Below are 14,981 nucleotides of genomic sequence, written 5' to 3'. Positions count from 1 at the left end.
GCCACTAGGAGCGCACCCCATAATGTCCAGCAACTTCCTCGAGCATTCTCTCGGTTCCCTCACCACGACCGCGGGCACGGACGTCGGCATGGCGGTTGCCCCGGAAGCAGTTAAGCGTGCCCGTCGGCGCATCGACGTAGACCAGCTGTATGAGGCTGTGCTGGCGGGGGATCGCACCCAGATGGCGCGGGCAGTGACCCTGCTGGAATCTACGGCCCCGGCACACCGCGTTTTGGCACAAGAGCTGCTGGTCAAGCTGCTGCCGCACTCCGGAAACGCACTCCGCGTCGGCCTCACCGGTGTTCCTGGTGTAGGTAAATCCACCACGATCGAGTCACTGGGAATGAAGCTGATCAAGGAGGGCCACAAGGTAGCGGTCTTAGCTATCGACCCCTCTTCCACAAAGACTCGTGGCTCCATCCTGGGTGATAAGACCCGGATGGCAAAGCTGTCCGCCGAGGACAATGCGTTCATTCGTCCATCGCCGTCCGCCGGCACCCTTGGAGGTGTGGCGAAGGCGACACGGGAATCTATGGTGGTGTTCGAGGCCGCGGGATTTGACATCATCATCGTGGAGACCGTTGGTGTGGGCCAGTCCGAGGTGGCGGTGTCTCAGATGGTGGATGTGTTCTGTTTCCTTGCGCTCGCGGGCGCGGGAGACCAGCTCCAGGGCATTAAGAAGGGCGTGCTGGAGATGGCTGAGATCGTGGCCATCAATAAGGCCGACGGGCCGAACCTGAAACAGGCGAAGCGAGCTGCCCGCGAGCTGGCGGCTGCGATGCGGATGGTGCGTCCCGAGGATTCCTTGTGGCACCCACCAACAATCACCATGTCAGCTGTGGAGAATGAAGGGCTCGAGGAGTTCTGGGGTCACGTTCAGGAGCACCACAAGGTGATGCGTGAGTCCGGTCAGTTTGAGCATCGTCGCCGGGAACAACAGGTGGGTTGGATGTGGTCGATGGTGCATGAGACCTTGTTGCAGCGTCTCAACACTAACCCGGATGTGGTGGCAGCCCGTGAATCCGTGGAAACGCAACTACGGCACGGCGAGATTACTCCTACGCTGGCTGCGGAGGAGATCTTGCGTGCCTTTGATGGAGCTACTGGCGACTAGGCTGCTTGGGCGCAGTGCTGGCAGGTAGTTCCTGGTGGTGCCGCGCCGAAGAGTCGCATCATCTGTCCTGGGTTAAACCAGGTGTGGGGGCTGATATTGATGCGCGGTGTTCTGTGCGGGTCGATGTGTTTCGGGGGCCGCCACAGCAGGTGGCCTGTTTTGGAACAGTAGGTCCACCACTTGTCGGGGTCTTCCTGAGCATCGTCGGTGTTTCGGTGGGTGGCGTGACCGATCAAGGTGAGATTGTCGCCGGTTGACCGTCCGCCGTAGCGCCAGGCGCAGATGTGGTGGATTTCGCACATGGCCGCAGGCAGGTTGGAGCCTGGCGTCATGTCTCCGCCCTGGGCTGCGACGAGTCCGAGGTAGGCGTGGAGGTCTGCAGTTCGTTTGAATTTCCCGAGTTCGATCAGGTTGCCGGTGCCTTCTTCTAGGAGGGCAAGAAAGGCGTTTTTGTCAGCTCCGAGCCTAATCAGGTCGGGGATTGGCAGGAGAGTGCCTACGTCTGTCGCAACGGGCCCTGCAGCGTGGGCGAGCTGTTCGATAGACATGGTGGCGACGACTGTCGAGCATCCTCTGGTGGGAGTCATAGCTCCACCCGGCCCCAGGGCGCATTTGAGTGCTGCGACAAGCGCGTCGTGACGGCGTTGCCCGGCGAAGCGGTCATCGTGGTCTTTTTCTCCAGCCGGGAGCAGGTCACCGGGGCCAGCGTAGTCAGCGAACAGCCTGCTCAGCAGGGCGTGGAGCTCCGGTGTTGCAGTGACGTAGAGGCTAGACATCAGGTCAGCGCCCTGGCGGGACAGTGTGGCGTCGCGAAGCTTGCGGCGGTTGTCGTCGGCTGGTTCAGAATCCGCGGCGAGTCCTTGAAGGATTTTTTGGCCAGCCGACCGGAGGTCGTCCGGAGCAAGCTCGGTGGCGAACCCTGCCATCATGGCTTCGACATGGGCGCGGACCTCGGCGGTGATGTCGTCGGGCAACGCCGCCATTGTCTTGGATATTTCTACAGCGGATTCGACGCCGAACAGCCCTTCACGCATTCCTTGTGCAGTATGCGGGTGCGCGGCCGGGGAGGTGTCGGGACTACCGAGAAACGGTGGCTTTTCAAAGACGTCCTCAGCGATGCGTAGGTAATTCCGTAGTTCGGCTCGGGAGAACCTCCCGACATGCCTGAGTTTGTTTGACCCTCCTGCCGTCCTCGGAAAAACCTCGCGTTCGTTGACTAGCTCCCGGAGGGCGTACAGGGTAGTAAGTTGGGCGAGTCGCTCTAGTTCGCGCGTAAGATCGAGAATCTGCCACAACTGTTCAGCATCCATGGCATGATGTTCGAGCACGTCAAAGGCTGCCCGTTGCGCCGCTATCGCGTCCACGAAGCCTTGCTTGACCTGCTCTAATGTGTTCATGGCCCCATTATAAAAATTGGGCCGGACACAACCGGAAGAAAACTAGCACACCTGTTCGAATGAAGTTTAAGTACAATGGGCACCATCTGCACCCAATAACAAAGGAGTTCAATCATGGCTGACCACGGCCCCAACCCTTATGTCCTGGATATCGAAAAGGCAACCACGGATAACGAGAATTTCCGTGACACCCTCTGGACCGGCAAGCACCTGCAGATGACTGTCATGAGCATCCCTGCCGGTGGCGAGATTGGCGCTGAAGTCCACGATGATCACGACCAGTTCCTCCGCGTCGAGGCTGGTAAGGGTCATGTGATGATCGGCGCCGACGAAAACAACCTCGACATTGATCAGGTCGTGGAGGACGACTGGGCTATCTTTGTCCCGGCCGGCAAGTGGCACAACGTGGTCAACGAAGGCGACGAGCCACTGAAGGTCTACTCAATCTACGCCGCCCCGGATCACCTCCCAGGCACCGTCCACGCCACCAAGGAGGACGCGGACAACGATCCGAACGAGCAGCACTAGGCTTATCGACGCAGTACCATCCCCATCTCTGTGACCTGCGGGTCAGTGGTGGGGATTTGCCGTGTTACAGAGAAACCGAACCTCTCATAGAGCCGCTGCGATCCCGGGGTGGTCGCTTCCAAGTAGACCAGCCCTGTAGCGCGCTCTAATCCGTGCCTGAGCAGCCTCGAACCGACACCTTTGCCCTGAGCTGCGGGAGAGACCGCCAGTGCGTAGAGATACCAGTGCGGTTCGGTGGGGTGGTAGGACATGGAGCGGGCGTCGCGAAGCAGCATGCGATAAGCGTCGCCACCATACATCGCGACGTAGCTAGGGAAGTGGAACCAGTGGTCGTCGTTTGGGAGATTCCAGCAAGCGGCGCCAACGAGTGTCGTGCCATCGAAGCACAGGTCCACGACGCCCTCGGGAACAAACTCCACTGCCAACTGGCGCTCGAAGATAGGGGCCATGTCTCCGGCGCGGTTTACCGGACCACATCCTTGAAAGTAGCTCCGAAATGCCGCATCGTCCGCGAATACCTCTGCCATCAACCGCGCAACGTGAGGAATATCCGAACGCTCAGCTTCACGAATCATAACCGCAGGCTACCACGGGTGCGGGCGGTAATCCTTTAGAAAGCAGCCGTAGAGGTCGACGCCATGTTCGCCTTGCACGATCGGATCGTACACGCGGGCGGCGCCATCTACCAGATCAAGTGGGGCGTGAAATCCTTCCCGCGCGAGGCGTTCTTTCACGGTGTGTGGGCGCTCGTCGGTGATCCAGCCGGTATCCACCGCCGTCATGAGGATGCCGTGTTCAAAGAGTTCCCCCGCTGCCGTGCGCGTGAGCATGTTGAGCGCTGCTTTGGACATGTTGGTGTGCGGGTGTCCTGGGCCTTTGTATCCCCGCCCGAACACTCCCTCCATCGCGGACACATTCACGATGTATTTTCGCCGGGCCGTGGCGGCCTCCAGCGCGGGGCGCAGCTCGTTCACGAGGATGAACGGGGCGGTCTGGTTGCACAGCTGCACCTCCAGCAGCTCAAGCGCATCCACATCGCCAACGACGGCCGACCAGGAGTTGGCGCTACCCAGATCTGGGATGAGGCCACCGGCGTCCACAGCGGTACCGTCGGCAATGCGCTCCAATGACGCTGCGCCACCTGACAGTGCCGCTAGCGCCAGCTCCTGGGCATGCGCGGTGCTCGTCCCGCCAGTGAGGGCAGCCGGGTGCAGTGCGGCGGTATCGCCTATGGACAACACCTTGACCTCGCAAGCCGGGCCTTCCAGTGGTGCGGATTCAGCTGCGACCAAGCCGGAATACGCGCCAGGTGAGCGCCGCACCGTTTGCGCGGCATTGTTAATGAGGATGTCAAGAGGCCCCGCCGCGACCACCGACGCCGCAAACTCACTCACAGCGACGGGGTTTCGCAGGTCAATGCCTACGATGTGGAGCCTGTCCAGCCAGTCTGCACTGTCACCGACCGCTGCGAACCGACGGGCCGCATCGCGCGGGAAACGGGTGGTGATGGTGAGGTCGGCGCCGTCGCGAAGCAGCTTGAGCGCAATATACATCCCGATCTTCGCCCGCCCGCCGGTGAGCACCGCCCGCCGGCCTGTGAGGTCTACCCGGGCGTCTCTGCGGGCCCGGTTGTCCGCTGCGCAGTCGGGGCACAGTTGGTGATGAAACGAATCGACCAGCGTGTACGGCTGTTTGCACACATAGCAGTTCTGCGATCGGTACAGCTTCCCGGCCCAACCATGTGGGGTGGCGACAGCTCCTCGTTCGAGAACGACGGGTTCGGAACCCGCGGGGCGCACGAGGATCCCGGCGGTTTCGTCGTCGATACGCTGCGGGTTGGCGGTGGCGGTGCGCGCGAGCACGGCAGCGTCTGCTTTACGACGCCGCTGCTTGGCCGCCGCCCGCCGCTGGCGCTTGACCTCCTTGAAAAGCTTTCCGACAGCCCGTTGCAGCGTCACAGAATCCGGGGAAGTGGGATCCAACGAGCCTGCTTCCTCAAGAACGCGGAGGCAGGTACGTAAATCAGCGGGGTCGATACTCATAGATTTAAGACTATAGTCGTGGCATGAGCGCATTATCACCGGCAAAGATTGCAGGGGCTGCCCTCGTCGCGGGACTCACACTAGGTACCGGCGCGGGCCTGGCCACGTTCCTATCCATCGACCCACCACAACGCGCTGACTACGCGATATCCGCTCCCACCCAGCGGGGGATAGCGAACACCCAAGTCCACGACCCTGACAATGTGCTGAGCGATGAAGACGAAGCGCGCATGCTGCGGGACGCCGAGCGCATCGAAGCACCCACCACGGTGCAACAACTCCACTACATCGTCTTCGCGCGCAACAAAGACAACGTCAATGACTCCGTCGAGAACTTCCTCCGTGACCACCACCCAGACCTCATCGGTGACGACCATTTCGCCGACGGCACCTTGTTTGTCGGGGTTGGGTTAAATCCGCGACAGGCGTTCGTTTTCGCAGGTGAAGACGTCGCTGATGTGCTCGATCTGCGGTCTGGCAACCACCTCGACGCGGCTGTCAACGCCATCAAGCCAGGAGTGAAGGACGGCAACATCCCTGCCGGGCTGTTCGCTGGGGCTAATGAAGCCTCCGACATTGCTGGCCTCGCCGAGGCTCGCTACGACAATGCTGTCGAGAACCGCGTCGGTGCTGGACTCGGTGCCGGGGTAGGGGTCGGTGGCGTCGCAGCTGCCGTCGTCGGTATCGGAGGGGCCGCACGTCGCAGCCGCGAAATGAAACTGGCCAAGGCCCGCGAAAACCTCGCCTTTATTTCAAAGGAGTACGGCTCCTTGGGGCAGCGCCTTGATGGCATCGACATCCGCGCCAATTCGCTCACCTCACCGCTCGCTCACGCCACGATGCGCGACGAATGGGCAGAGGTTCGCGATCGATTCCTGACCATGCACAGCCAAGTGGACAGCTTCGGCGGTCTCACTGCCTCCGACGAGCCGAAGCAGATCCTCGCCAACGCCGACCGAATCAACACCGCCGCCGAGACCGCACGGCAAGTAGGCACCGCGGAGCAGAACATCGATACAATTTTCCGCATCGAGCACGGCGACGTCGATGTTCGGCAGGTTGAGGCCACAGCCCTACGCTCCGACATTGTCGCAGCTCAAGCCGAGGTTAAGAATACCAACTCCGGGCTGTACCAGAGCCTAAGCCAAGCCCGCGCCACCGCTGACGCACTGGTAGATGAGCCCGCTGCCCCTGACTTCCTGGAGCGATACACCGGGCTGCTGAAGGATTACCAGGCAGCCCTCGCGGTACTAAAGGCTCAGCAGTTTAGCGATGCCAAAGAAGTGGAGCAGCTCCGAGCCCCCAAGGTCTACGAGCGTGACTACCGCCCGGGCTACGGCTACTCGGACTTCGTGCCGTTCTGGGCCATGCAAAGCTGGCACAACAACAACGTCGCTGCGCAGCAGTCCTCGTCGAGCAACACGAACACATCATTCAGCTCTGGGTTTTCCGGGGCAGGGGGCTCGTCTAGTTTCTAAACGCGCGCCTTGTGGGCAGCTTTTACCAGCACCTCTAGGCTGGCAGTCGTCTCCTCCCAGCCTCGGGTTTTGAGGCCACAGTCAGGATTGACCCAGAGCAGTTGGGGATCAATGGAATCGAGTGCTGCCTCTAGCAGTTGATCCACTTCCTCTTGGCGCGGCACACGAGGGGAGTGGATATCCCACACACCCGGACCAATGCCCATGTCAAAGCCGGATTCCTTGAGGGCTTTCAGCACTTGCATACCGTTACGGGCAGCTTCGATACTGGTAACGTCTGCGTCGAGGTCGCTAACTGTATCAATGAGTTCATTGAACTCGGAGTAGCACATGTGGGTGTGTATTTGAATATTGCTCGGTGCATCACCCGTAGCCAGACGGAAACTTCCCACGGCCCACTTAAGGTATGCAGCCTGCTTTTCTTTGCGTAGTGGCAGTAATTCTCGAATAGCCGGTTCATCGACCTGGATGATTACTGCACCCGCTGCAATGAGATCAGCTATTTCATCGCGTAGGGCAAGCGCTACCTGATCAGCGGTATCACCAAGCGGTTGGTCGTCCCGCACAAAGCTCCACGCCAGCATGGTGACCGGGCCGGTGAGCATGCCTTTCACTGGCTTGTCTGTGAGGCTTTGGGCCACATTGTACCACTGAACAGTCATTGGTTCGGTGCGTCGTACATCGCCGGAGATGATCGGAGGACGTACGCATCGGGAACCGTAGCTTTGCACCCAGCCGTGGCTAGTCGCAATATACCCCTGCAGTTGCTCACTAAAATACTGCACCATGTCGTTTCGCTCTGGCTCGCCATGAACTAGGACATCCAGCCCCAGTTTGCTCTGAGCCTCAATCACGGTGGAAATTTCGTCGACCATGGCTTGCTGGTACTCGGCGTCGGTAAGTTCTGCGACACGCCACTGCGCCCGGGCACGCCTAATCTCCTGCGTTTGTGGGAAAGAGCCGATAGTCGTCGTCGGAAGCGGTGGCAAGTCGAGAGTTGCGAGCTGCGTTTGCCGACGCTCCTCCCGCGATGCTCGTTGCCGATCAGCATCCGTTACTGCTGCAATTCGTTCCCGAACCTGAGCATCATGCGTCAACTCCGACTGCGCGCGATCCTGCAATGCCGTTCGCGCCGCTGCAAAAAACTCCGAGACATCTTCGCCCTGCAACGCTGCTGCAAGTGCAGCCACTTCGGCCACCTTTTCTTTACCAAAGGCTAGCCAATCTTGGATCTGCCCAAGATCCTCTTTATCAAGGCTATAAGGGACATGGAGGAGGGAGGCGCTGGTGGACACCGCGACTGGGCCTCGTGCAGCCAGTTGTTTCAGAGTGTCAAGTGCCTCATCAAGATTAGTACGCCACACATTGCGGCCGTCCACCACACCGGCAACCAGGAGTTCCTCACCAGTCCAATGCGGCAGCTCCGCCGAGCCGGCAACAAGATCAACACCGATTGCGGTGACCCCGGTTCCGCTGAGTGTCTCCACAGCCTGATCACCGTCTTCAAAATAGGTTTGAACCAGGATCTTCACTGCGGGCAGGCTACCCCCGAGAGTTTCATAGCCTGCTCGCACCCGGCTAAGCACCGCTGCCGGAAGATCAGTGACCAAAGCTGGCTCATCAATCTGCACCCATTCGACACCACTACCGCCAATACGCTTGAGGAGCTCACGGTAGATAGCGAACAGCTCCTCCAGATGATCAAGCGGATCAGATCCATCGGTGGTACGGGCAAGATTGAGATAGGTTAAAGGACCGATAATCACAGGTCGGACTGCAACGCCGAACTTGTCGATTTGATGCCGGAGATCGGCCAAAAACGCATCATCGTCTAGCGAAAAGACAGTATCAGCAGACAGCTCGGGCACAATGTAGTGGTAGTTAGTATCGAACCACTTAGTTAATGCCGACGCCGGAAAATCTACCGATCCCCGTGCTGTGGCAAAGTAACGATCGATAAAACTAGGCAGCGCGTCTCCTTCGTAATCCGCAATAGTGGATACGCGGTGGGGGAGGACTCCAAGTAGCGCCGTGGTGTCAAGTATCGCGTCATAGAACGATTTACCTGCAAAAGGAACCGCCTCGATTCCCGCAGCAAGTAAGTCAGCCGTGTAGGTGTCTGTGAGTTGCGTCGCCACCTCGGCTAGTTCATCGCCAGAGATTTTCTTGTTCCAGTAGCCTTCAAGGGCTTTTTTCAATTCACGATTAGGGCCAATTCGTGGCACACCAGCAATGGTCGCGTGGAAGGTCATAATTCTCTTGATCCTCGTCAGTCGAATTTGTCGGACAAATAACCCAGCGGCAGGTAATCGGACTTAACACGAAGAGTCTGGGAGACAACCACAGAGTTTTTCGATGCATACCGTTGCGGGACAGCTCCGGATTCTCACCGGATTCCCCTGCTTTTTACCGCACAATCTCCACACGTTCCCTAACAGGGGTGATGTGGCGCATTGTGTTGCAAAACACTGGTGAAGCAAATTAGAACACTAGACAGCTTAGTCTGTCAAATGTGGGGTGCTTGGTTTGCAGATCTACACACAACGGGACCCACATTCAGAGCCAACTATCAGAGTGCGCCTTGTTATGCCGGAAAACCGGGAATGCCATCTCCAACGCAAGATCGATCACCCCCACAAAACCCGGGAAGCGTTCCCCGGGTTTTGGCGATTTTTCAGGCTTCACACCTGCTATTTCACTGATTTCGGCCCAAGATCCGGGGAATGCTTCCCGGGTTTTAGCAAGAAACTTCGGGGCCATGACGGGTGAAGTGACAACACAAAAGCGCCGCCCGGGCACACATTTCGCTACTTAACGCAAAAACCCCAGTTCCAAAGAACTGGGGTTTTAAAAACTGTGCCCGAGGGGGGACTTGAACCCCCACGTCCATTAGTAGGACACTAGCACCTCAAGCTAGCGCGTCTGCCATTCCGCCACCCGGGCTGGGTGTTTGTCAGCCTCTCGGCTGGGCACTCGTAAACAATAGCCCGACTAGACTTGAATTAACAAATCAGCAGGTTAATTGCACTTTGTGGTAGGTTTGTCTGTCATGTTCACCCATCCGTCGAAAGTGCCGCCACGTATGCGGTCATGGGCGTGGTTTGTTCCGGAGCACCCACCGGAAGCTGCTCCCATTCTGTCTGGCCAACAGCGTGGTTTTCAGGTTGCGTTAACGGCTCTCGGGAGCCACCGCCGGGCCGTTATTGCCCTGGCCATCGCGTGGTTCTCGTCATCGATGATGTCCGCACTGATTTCTCGGATCGTGGGTTTCGCCGTGGACAAGGTGGTACCCTTTGCAGACATCACGCTGCTAGTTTCTTCCGTCACGGCAATCGTGCTCACGATGACGATCATGTTCTTCGTCGACGCAACAGGTGATTCGCTCACCACGCTTTCCATCAGCCGGGTGGCGCACGACATGCGGTTGGAGCTGGTGCAGCGACTCGTGAGGGGACACAGTACTAAAACTCCGGGCGAGATCCTTAACACCGTTGACGAGGATGCCCAACAGGTGGGGGATGTTAAGCAGATCCTCAACTTCCCGCTAGTGATGGTGGGCTATCTAGCGTCGACCATTATCATCGTCGCGCAGTTTTCATGGCAGCTCGCATCGCTGATGTTCCTCGGCGGTGTCGGCACTGCGGTTGCAAGCTACTTCACAGGTAAAGCGATCGCGAAGATTTCGCGGTCTCGTCGCGCCGCCGAGGCTGCGTCAATTTCGCTGGCGACGGATTACGCCCAGGGTTCCCGGGTGCTAAAGGGGTTGGGCGCGGTGGAACGAGCCGAGGAAAAATTCACCCAGAAAGCAACGGACGCGCTCAGCCTGATGCTCGACGACGCCCGGATCTTCGCGCTCACCAACTTCCTCCGCCAGCTCATCCCGTTGCTAGCGAACATCGCAGTGTTGGGATGCGCGGGCTGGTTCGCAGTGCGAGGAAGCATCACTCCCGGTGAGTTCTTCACGGTGACGCTGGTAGCACCCCCAGCGCTAACGGTAATGGGTTTTGCATTGGGGTTCCTCACCGACTACTGGGCACGCGCCGTCGCTAGCTCAGGCCGGGTGCTGGAGCTGGCCGAGACCACTGCCATCACCGCGCAGCATGGCGACCTCATCACTCCGACACGCACCGGTCTCGAAGTGTGGCTAACGGACACTCCAGCGGCCCGCGACGCGGCACGGAGCGAGCTCGCCACCATGGCCGCCATCCAAGTGCCACACAGCGCAAACATCTTCGAGGGCACGCTCGCGGACAACATTGATCCGACCGGCTCTGCCACCAAGGTCAAGGAAGCACTCGAGGCCGCGGCCTGCGAGGACATCATCCGACGCCTCGGTGGATTCAGCCCGAATGGTGAGCTGCCGGAAGCTGCGATTGGCGAGGCCGGACTGAACCTGTCTGGCGGCCAGCGCCAACGAGTAGCTCTCGCACGCGTCCTGGCGCTCGACCCCGACGTGCTCGTCCTCGATGACCCAACAACCGGCCTGGACGCCGTCACGTTGGACAACGTCGCCTGCGCCACGAAACAGCTGCGGGAAGGAAAACTCACCATTGTTTTGACCACGTCCCGCGGTTGGGTGAGCGTGGCCGATCGGATCGTGAAGAAAGGGGAGCGATAGATGGCAGATTTCCAGCATCCGGCGTCGTTAAGCGAGTGCGGCCGTTATCTCGGCAGCCTCCCGTCCCGCCCGAGGCGCTCCTGGTGGCTGCTGGCCACAGTCGTGTTCGCCGTGACGCTCACCGCCATGATGGGCACCTCCGTGGCGATCGGCAAGCTTGTCGACGCCATCACCGGCCGCTCCTTACCCCTCATCGGGACCGGGACGAACGCATACGTGTGGCTCATGGCGCTCATTGCGCTCGGGCTGACGCTGGAAGCTGCTGGCCGCGCGCTCGCCCAGTGGGTAATGCTCTCTCGCGCCCGACGACTCAGCGTTGACCTGCGCATTTCTGCTATGTCAGCGACGCTGCGGGCACCCATTCCTACCATCATGGAGCTGGGTACCGGCAACGTGATTTCACGGCTGACCAAGGACATTGATACCGCAATCCGCATGGTCAACGCCATTGGCTCGCGGGTGGTCATCACCGCGCTGATGTTCCCCTTCACTTTCGTTTCCCTCGCGTTCGTACATTGGAGCTACTGCATCGCGTTTGTTGGTGTGGGCCTGCTGCTGTATCCCGTCGCGGTACGTAACATCGCGCTGCTTCCAGCTGCCTCAAACAAGGTCGCCGACGCCGACGCAACGCGCAACAACCAGCTGCTGGACACCATCCGTGGCCTGCCGACGCTGCGGGCCCTGGGGCTAGAGGAGTGGGCGCACAACCGCTTGCAGCGTTCCTCGTGGAATGCGGTGAATACCACGGCCGCCCGCGAACCCCTGTTCAATAGGCTGACGATGCACGGAACAGCTGCCTACGCGCTGCTCGTGCTCAGCGGCCTCCTGCTGTCCACGCTCCTGGTCCACCGCGAAGCCTTGACCATCGGGGAGGCAACCACCGCGATGCTGTTGATCTCCCGCATGGAAGTGCACCTGTTCAACGTGATGTATTTCTCCGGCGAGATCCAAAACGCCTTGACCTGCCTGGGGCGCGCGGTAGCCCTGGCTCAGCTGCGCACCACCTCTGAAGCCAGTGACCCCGCACCGATCGACGCCTGCCCTGATGTCGAGATCCGAGACCTCGAATTTTGCTATCCCGGTGGCGCGCCCGTTCTGTCCGACATCACCATCACGTTCCGCGGCGGCACCACCACCGCACTCGTCGGTGCTTCCGGTGCCGGGAAATCCACGCTTGCGGGGCTGATCGCCGGATTGCAACGGCCAACAACCGGCCAGATCCTGGTCGGCGGCGTCGATACGGCCAGCGTCCCCGACAACTGGACCGCCCGCCACGTGGCCCTCATCAGCCAGGAAGTGCACCTGTTCGCCGGCACGCTTGCCGACGACCTCCGCCTCGCCGCCCCAAGTGCCTCCGATTCCCAACTGCTCGAGGCCTTGGAAAAAGTGGGTCTGATTCCAGGAACCACACATTGGCACCGCTGGCTCCCGGCAGGGCTCGATACCAAGGTCGGTGCCGGAGCTGAAGAACTCTCTCCCGAGGTACAGCAGCAGATTTCGCTGGCGCGCATGATCTTGCTCGACCCACCAGTGCTCATTATGGATGAGGCCACCGCCGAAGCCGGCAGTGACAACGCCCGAGCTTTGGAACAGGCAGCCACGAAGGTGGCGCGCGGTCGCACCTCACTCGTGGTGGCGCACCGGCTGGATCAAGCCCGAGTTGCGGATCGGATCATTGTGATGGAGCAGGGCCGGATCATCGAGGACGGCACCCACGACAGCTTGCTCGCGCTGGGTGGAAAATACGCACAGCTGTATGAGAAGTGGGAATCTTAGGTATAAGGGAAGTATGACTTCCTACATTGATTCTCGTTTTCCCGGCCCTGATCCTTACGCACCTCTAGGGGATAAACCCAGCTTCCCCTTGAGCTCCTCCGACTTCGTTGACGGGGGCACCTTCAAACCTGAGCAGCTCGGCGGCAACGATGTCTCGCCTCAGCTGCAGTGGTCTGATCTGCCTGAAGGCACCAAATCTCTCGCCATCACCTGCTTCGACCCAGACGCGCCGACTGCTTCTGGTTTCTGGCACTGGGCAGTATTCAACATCCCCGCCACCGTCACCGAGGTTCCCTCAGGTGCTGGCGATGAAACCCTGGGTGGAATCGAAGGCGTCGTCACCCTCAAGGGTGATTCCGGTAAGCGCGGCTACTACGGTCCCCAGCCACCAGCAGGCCACGCGCCGCACCGCTACCTGTTTGCTGTCCACGCCCTGGATGTGGAGAAGCTCGACATCCCTGAGGATGCTACCCCCACGGTGCTGGGCTTCAATCTGTACTTCCACACCCTCGGGCGCGCTATTACGTGGGGCTGGCACGAAAACCACTAAGATCACCCGCTATGAGTGATCTTCCCGTCGCCATCCGCTTCGGCGGAGCTTTCGTCGCCATCGCCATCGTCTTAGCGATCTTCACCTTCGTGGCTGTGGTCACGGAGGGTTTCCTGGTGCCATTCCAGGTCACACCGCGTTTTCTTCTCATCGTGGTGGCCGGGGCACTCGTCGGAGGCTTTGGCATGGCGGCTCCCGGACAGCCACGCTCCGTATGGAGCGTGTTCGCGCTTGCTGTGGCGCTATTGCTCGTCGTGGGTGGCCGGTTCATTCCAAATGAGCCGCTATATGTGATGGAGCAGTGGTGGTTGCCTGCCTACGCCATCGCAGCCCTGCTGTGTAGCCTGGTCCTACGCCGAGCAGCTATCCCACGTAGCTAGAACTTCTGACAGCCCACGGCCTCGGAGATATTACTGAACCCGTGTTCCCGCAGCCTCGCTGCGATTCCCAGGTGGATGTCGCGGATCCAATCCGGACCACCGTAGATGAACGGGGTGTAGCCCTGCAGCAGCGTTGCACCGGAGGCGATGCGTTTCCAAGCCTCCTCCGGGGTGGTGATGCCACCAACCGAGATCAGCACCAGCTGAGATCCCACCCGCGCGTACAACCGTTGCAGCACCTCCAGGGATCGTGCTGCGACTGGGGCTCCGGAGATACCGCCGGCGCCCATTGCCGTTACCTCAGCAGCTGGCGTCGTTAATCCGTCCCGGGAAATAGTGGTGTTAGTGGCCACGATGCCAGCAAGCCCCAACTCCACCGCGAGGTCAGCGACGGCGTCCACGTCCTCGTCGGACAGGTCCGGCGCGATCTTCACCAGCACAGGAGACGTGGTGGATTCCAGCACCGCGGTCAAGATCGGTCGCAAAGATTCCACCGCTTGCAGGTCCCTTAGCCCCGGGGTGTTTGGGGAGGAGACGTTGACCACCAAGAAATCCGCAAGGTCACCCAGCAGGGACGCGGAAGCGCAATAGTCCGCCACCGCTTCCTCAGCGGGCACAACCTTAGTCTTGCCGATATTGATACCGATGACGTCCTTCGACGACCGCTGCCGCAGCTGCTCTGCAGCAAAAGCGGCGCCACGGTTGTTAAAACCCATCCGGTTCAAAATCGCCTTGTCCGCAGGCAAGCGGAACAGGCGAGGAGTCGGGTTGCCCGGCTGGGCCTGTGCCGTCACGGTCCCGAGTTCGGCGTAACCGAACCCCAGGGGCGCCCAGGCGTCGGCGCAGGTGGCATTCTTATCGAATCCAGCTGCCAACCCCAGTGGACGAGGAAACTCCACCCCGAACACGGTCTGCGCCAGGATCGGGTCATGGACTGGCAGCACTTTGTTCAGCGCGCGATTAACCGGGGTGGCTTTGTGCAACAGCCCGAGTGCCTGCGCCATGAGGATGTGAATGCGTTCGGGGCGCAGGCGGAACATCTGTTTCAGTGCGAAGTTGTAGCCGGCGGTACGCAGCGGGTGAGCGGTCATCGAAAAC

The 14,981-nt window shown here is 60.1% G+C and carries 12 protein-coding genes, 1 tRNA gene and 1 riboswitch; of the genes, 7 read left to right on the top strand and 6 right to left on the bottom strand.

Annotation, left to right across the window (positions count from 1 at the left end):
• The first annotated feature begins 22 nt into the window (after positions 1-22).
• Entirely contained in the window at positions 23-1,114 is a 1,092-nt protein-coding gene (gene meaB / locus HW450_RS00745; protein ID WP_182386147.1) for a methylmalonyl Co-A mutase-associated GTPase MeaB, read from the top strand.
• Here the strand turns inward: meaB and HW450_RS00740 are convergent.
• Positions 1,111-2,511, bottom strand: a complete 1,401-nt coding sequence (locus HW450_RS00740) for an HNH endonuclease signature motif containing protein (protein ID WP_182386146.1) — start codon at positions 2,509-2,511, stop codon at positions 1,111-1,113. The two genes, meaB and HW450_RS00740, sit on opposite strands and share 4 nt — an antisense overlap.
• 114 nt (positions 2,512-2,625) lie before the next feature.
• Here HW450_RS00740 and HW450_RS00735 point away from each other — a divergent pair, with 114 nt between their 5' ends.
• Positions 2,626-3,039: a cupin domain-containing protein gene (locus HW450_RS00735; protein WP_182386145.1), complete on the top strand. Its 414-nt coding sequence runs from the start codon at positions 2,626-2,628 to the stop codon at positions 3,037-3,039.
• Positions 3,040-3,041: 2 nt separating this feature from the next.
• Here the strand turns inward: HW450_RS00735 and HW450_RS00730 are convergent, their stop codons facing one another.
• Positions 3,042-3,614, bottom strand: coding sequence for a GNAT family N-acetyltransferase (locus HW450_RS00730; protein WP_182386144.1), 573 nt, complete (start codon positions 3,612-3,614; stop codon positions 3,042-3,044).
• Between the two features lie 9 nt (positions 3,615-3,623).
• A complete protein-coding gene (locus tag HW450_RS00725) occupies positions 3,624-5,081 on the bottom strand; it encodes an SDR family NAD(P)-dependent oxidoreductase (RefSeq protein ID WP_182386143.1) in 1,458 nt (485 codons plus the stop codon).
• A gap of 23 nt (positions 5,082-5,104) precedes the next feature.
• On the opposite strand from HW450_RS00725, the gene HW450_RS00720 reads away from it, so the two are divergent.
• Entirely contained in the window at positions 5,105-6,559 is a 1,455-nt protein-coding gene (locus HW450_RS00720) for a DUF5129 domain-containing protein (RefSeq protein WP_182386142.1), read from the top strand.
• Here the strand turns inward: HW450_RS00720 and metE are convergent.
• Together metE and HW450_RS00710 are read right to left on the bottom strand one after the other, a co-directional pair.
• Positions 6,556-8,811 carry a 5-methyltetrahydropteroyltriglutamate--homocysteine S-methyltransferase gene (metE, locus tag HW450_RS00715; RefSeq protein ID WP_182386141.1) on the bottom strand — a complete coding sequence of 752 codons (2,256 nt, stop codon included), beginning with the start codon at positions 8,809-8,811 and terminating at the stop codon, positions 6,556-6,558. The genes HW450_RS00720 and metE overlap by 4 nt on opposite strands.
• 31 nt (positions 8,812-8,842) lie before the next feature.
• Positions 8,843-8,988: riboswitch (cobalamin riboswitch) on the bottom strand.
• Between the two features lie 428 nt (positions 8,989-9,416).
• Positions 9,417-9,502: transfer RNA gene (locus HW450_RS00710), tRNA-Leu, on the bottom strand.
• Positions 9,503-9,608: 106 nt separating this feature from the next.
• Here HW450_RS00710 and HW450_RS00705 point away from each other — a divergent pair.
• The 4 genes from HW450_RS00705 to HW450_RS00690 are packed head-to-tail and all read left to right on the top strand — an operon-like array spanning position 9,609 to position 13,883.
• On the top strand, positions 9,609-11,177 hold the full coding sequence (locus HW450_RS00705) for an ABC transporter transmembrane domain-containing protein (protein WP_182386140.1): 1,569 nt from the start codon (positions 9,609-9,611) through the stop codon (positions 11,175-11,177).
• Positions 11,178-12,953 carry an ABC transporter ATP-binding protein gene (locus HW450_RS00700; protein WP_182386139.1) on the top strand — a complete coding sequence of 592 codons (1,776 nt, stop codon included), beginning with the start codon at positions 11,178-11,180 and terminating at the stop codon, positions 12,951-12,953. It begins immediately after the preceding gene.
• A 13-nt stretch (positions 12,954-12,966) separates the two neighbouring features.
• Positions 12,967-13,503: a YbhB/YbcL family Raf kinase inhibitor-like protein gene (locus HW450_RS00695; protein WP_182386138.1), complete on the top strand. Its 537-nt coding sequence runs from the start codon at positions 12,967-12,969 to the stop codon at positions 13,501-13,503.
• A gap of 11 nt (positions 13,504-13,514) precedes the next feature.
• Positions 13,515-13,883, top strand: coding sequence for a hypothetical protein (locus HW450_RS00690; protein WP_182386137.1), 369 nt, complete (start codon positions 13,515-13,517; stop codon positions 13,881-13,883).
• Here the strand turns inward: HW450_RS00690 and HW450_RS00685 are convergent.
• The gene (locus HW450_RS00685; RefSeq protein ID WP_182386136.1) at positions 13,880-14,974 is read right to left on the bottom strand and encodes a quinone-dependent dihydroorotate dehydrogenase; all 1,095 of its coding nucleotides are present in this window, start codon (positions 14,972-14,974) and stop codon (positions 13,880-13,882) included. The two genes, HW450_RS00690 and HW450_RS00685, sit on opposite strands and share 4 nt — an antisense overlap.
• Positions 14,975-14,981: the final 7 nt, after the last annotated feature.

The organism is Corynebacterium hindlerae, from assembly GCF_014117265.1.
GTDB lineage: Bacteria > Actinomycetota > Actinomycetes > Mycobacteriales > Mycobacteriaceae > Corynebacterium > Corynebacterium hindlerae.
The sequence above is the reverse complement of the archived record's forward strand: the minus strand, read 5'-3'. Positions and strand labels throughout refer to the sequence as shown.

What these genes read in the sequence shown, in the direction of transcription:
- meaB (WP_182386147.1), top strand. Translation starts at nt 23, where the DNA reads ATGTCCAGCAACTTCCTCGAGCATTCTCTCGGTTCCCTCACCACGACC.
- HW450_RS00740 (WP_182386146.1), bottom strand. Translation starts at nt 2,511, where the DNA reads ATGAACACATTAGAGCAGGTCAAGCAAGGCTTCGTGGACGCGATAGCG.
- HW450_RS00735 (WP_182386145.1), top strand. Translation starts at nt 2,626, where the DNA reads ATGGCTGACCACGGCCCCAACCCTTATGTCCTGGATATCGAAAAGGCA.
- HW450_RS00730 (WP_182386144.1), bottom strand. Translation starts at nt 3,614, where the DNA reads ATGATTCGTGAAGCTGAGCGTTCGGATATTCCTCACGTTGCGCGGTTG.
- HW450_RS00725 (WP_182386143.1), bottom strand. Translation starts at nt 5,081, where the DNA reads ATGAGTATCGACCCCGCTGATTTACGTACCTGCCTCCGCGTTCTTGAG.
- HW450_RS00720 (WP_182386142.1), top strand. Translation starts at nt 5,105, where the DNA reads ATGAGCGCATTATCACCGGCAAAGATTGCAGGGGCTGCCCTCGTCGCG.
- metE (WP_182386141.1), bottom strand. Translation starts at nt 8,811, where the DNA reads ATGACCTTCCACGCGACCATTGCTGGTGTGCCACGAATTGGCCCTAAT.
- HW450_RS00705 (WP_182386140.1), top strand. Translation starts at nt 9,609, where the DNA reads ATGTTCACCCATCCGTCGAAAGTGCCGCCACGTATGCGGTCATGGGCG.
- HW450_RS00700 (WP_182386139.1), top strand. Translation starts at nt 11,178, where the DNA reads ATGGCAGATTTCCAGCATCCGGCGTCGTTAAGCGAGTGCGGCCGTTAT.
- HW450_RS00695 (WP_182386138.1), top strand. Translation starts at nt 12,967, where the DNA reads ATGACTTCCTACATTGATTCTCGTTTTCCCGGCCCTGATCCTTACGCA.
- HW450_RS00690 (WP_182386137.1), top strand. Translation starts at nt 13,515, where the DNA reads ATGAGTGATCTTCCCGTCGCCATCCGCTTCGGCGGAGCTTTCGTCGCC.
- HW450_RS00685 (WP_182386136.1), bottom strand. Translation starts at nt 14,974, where the DNA reads ATGACCGCTCACCCGCTGCGTACCGCCGGCTACAACTTCGCACTGAAA.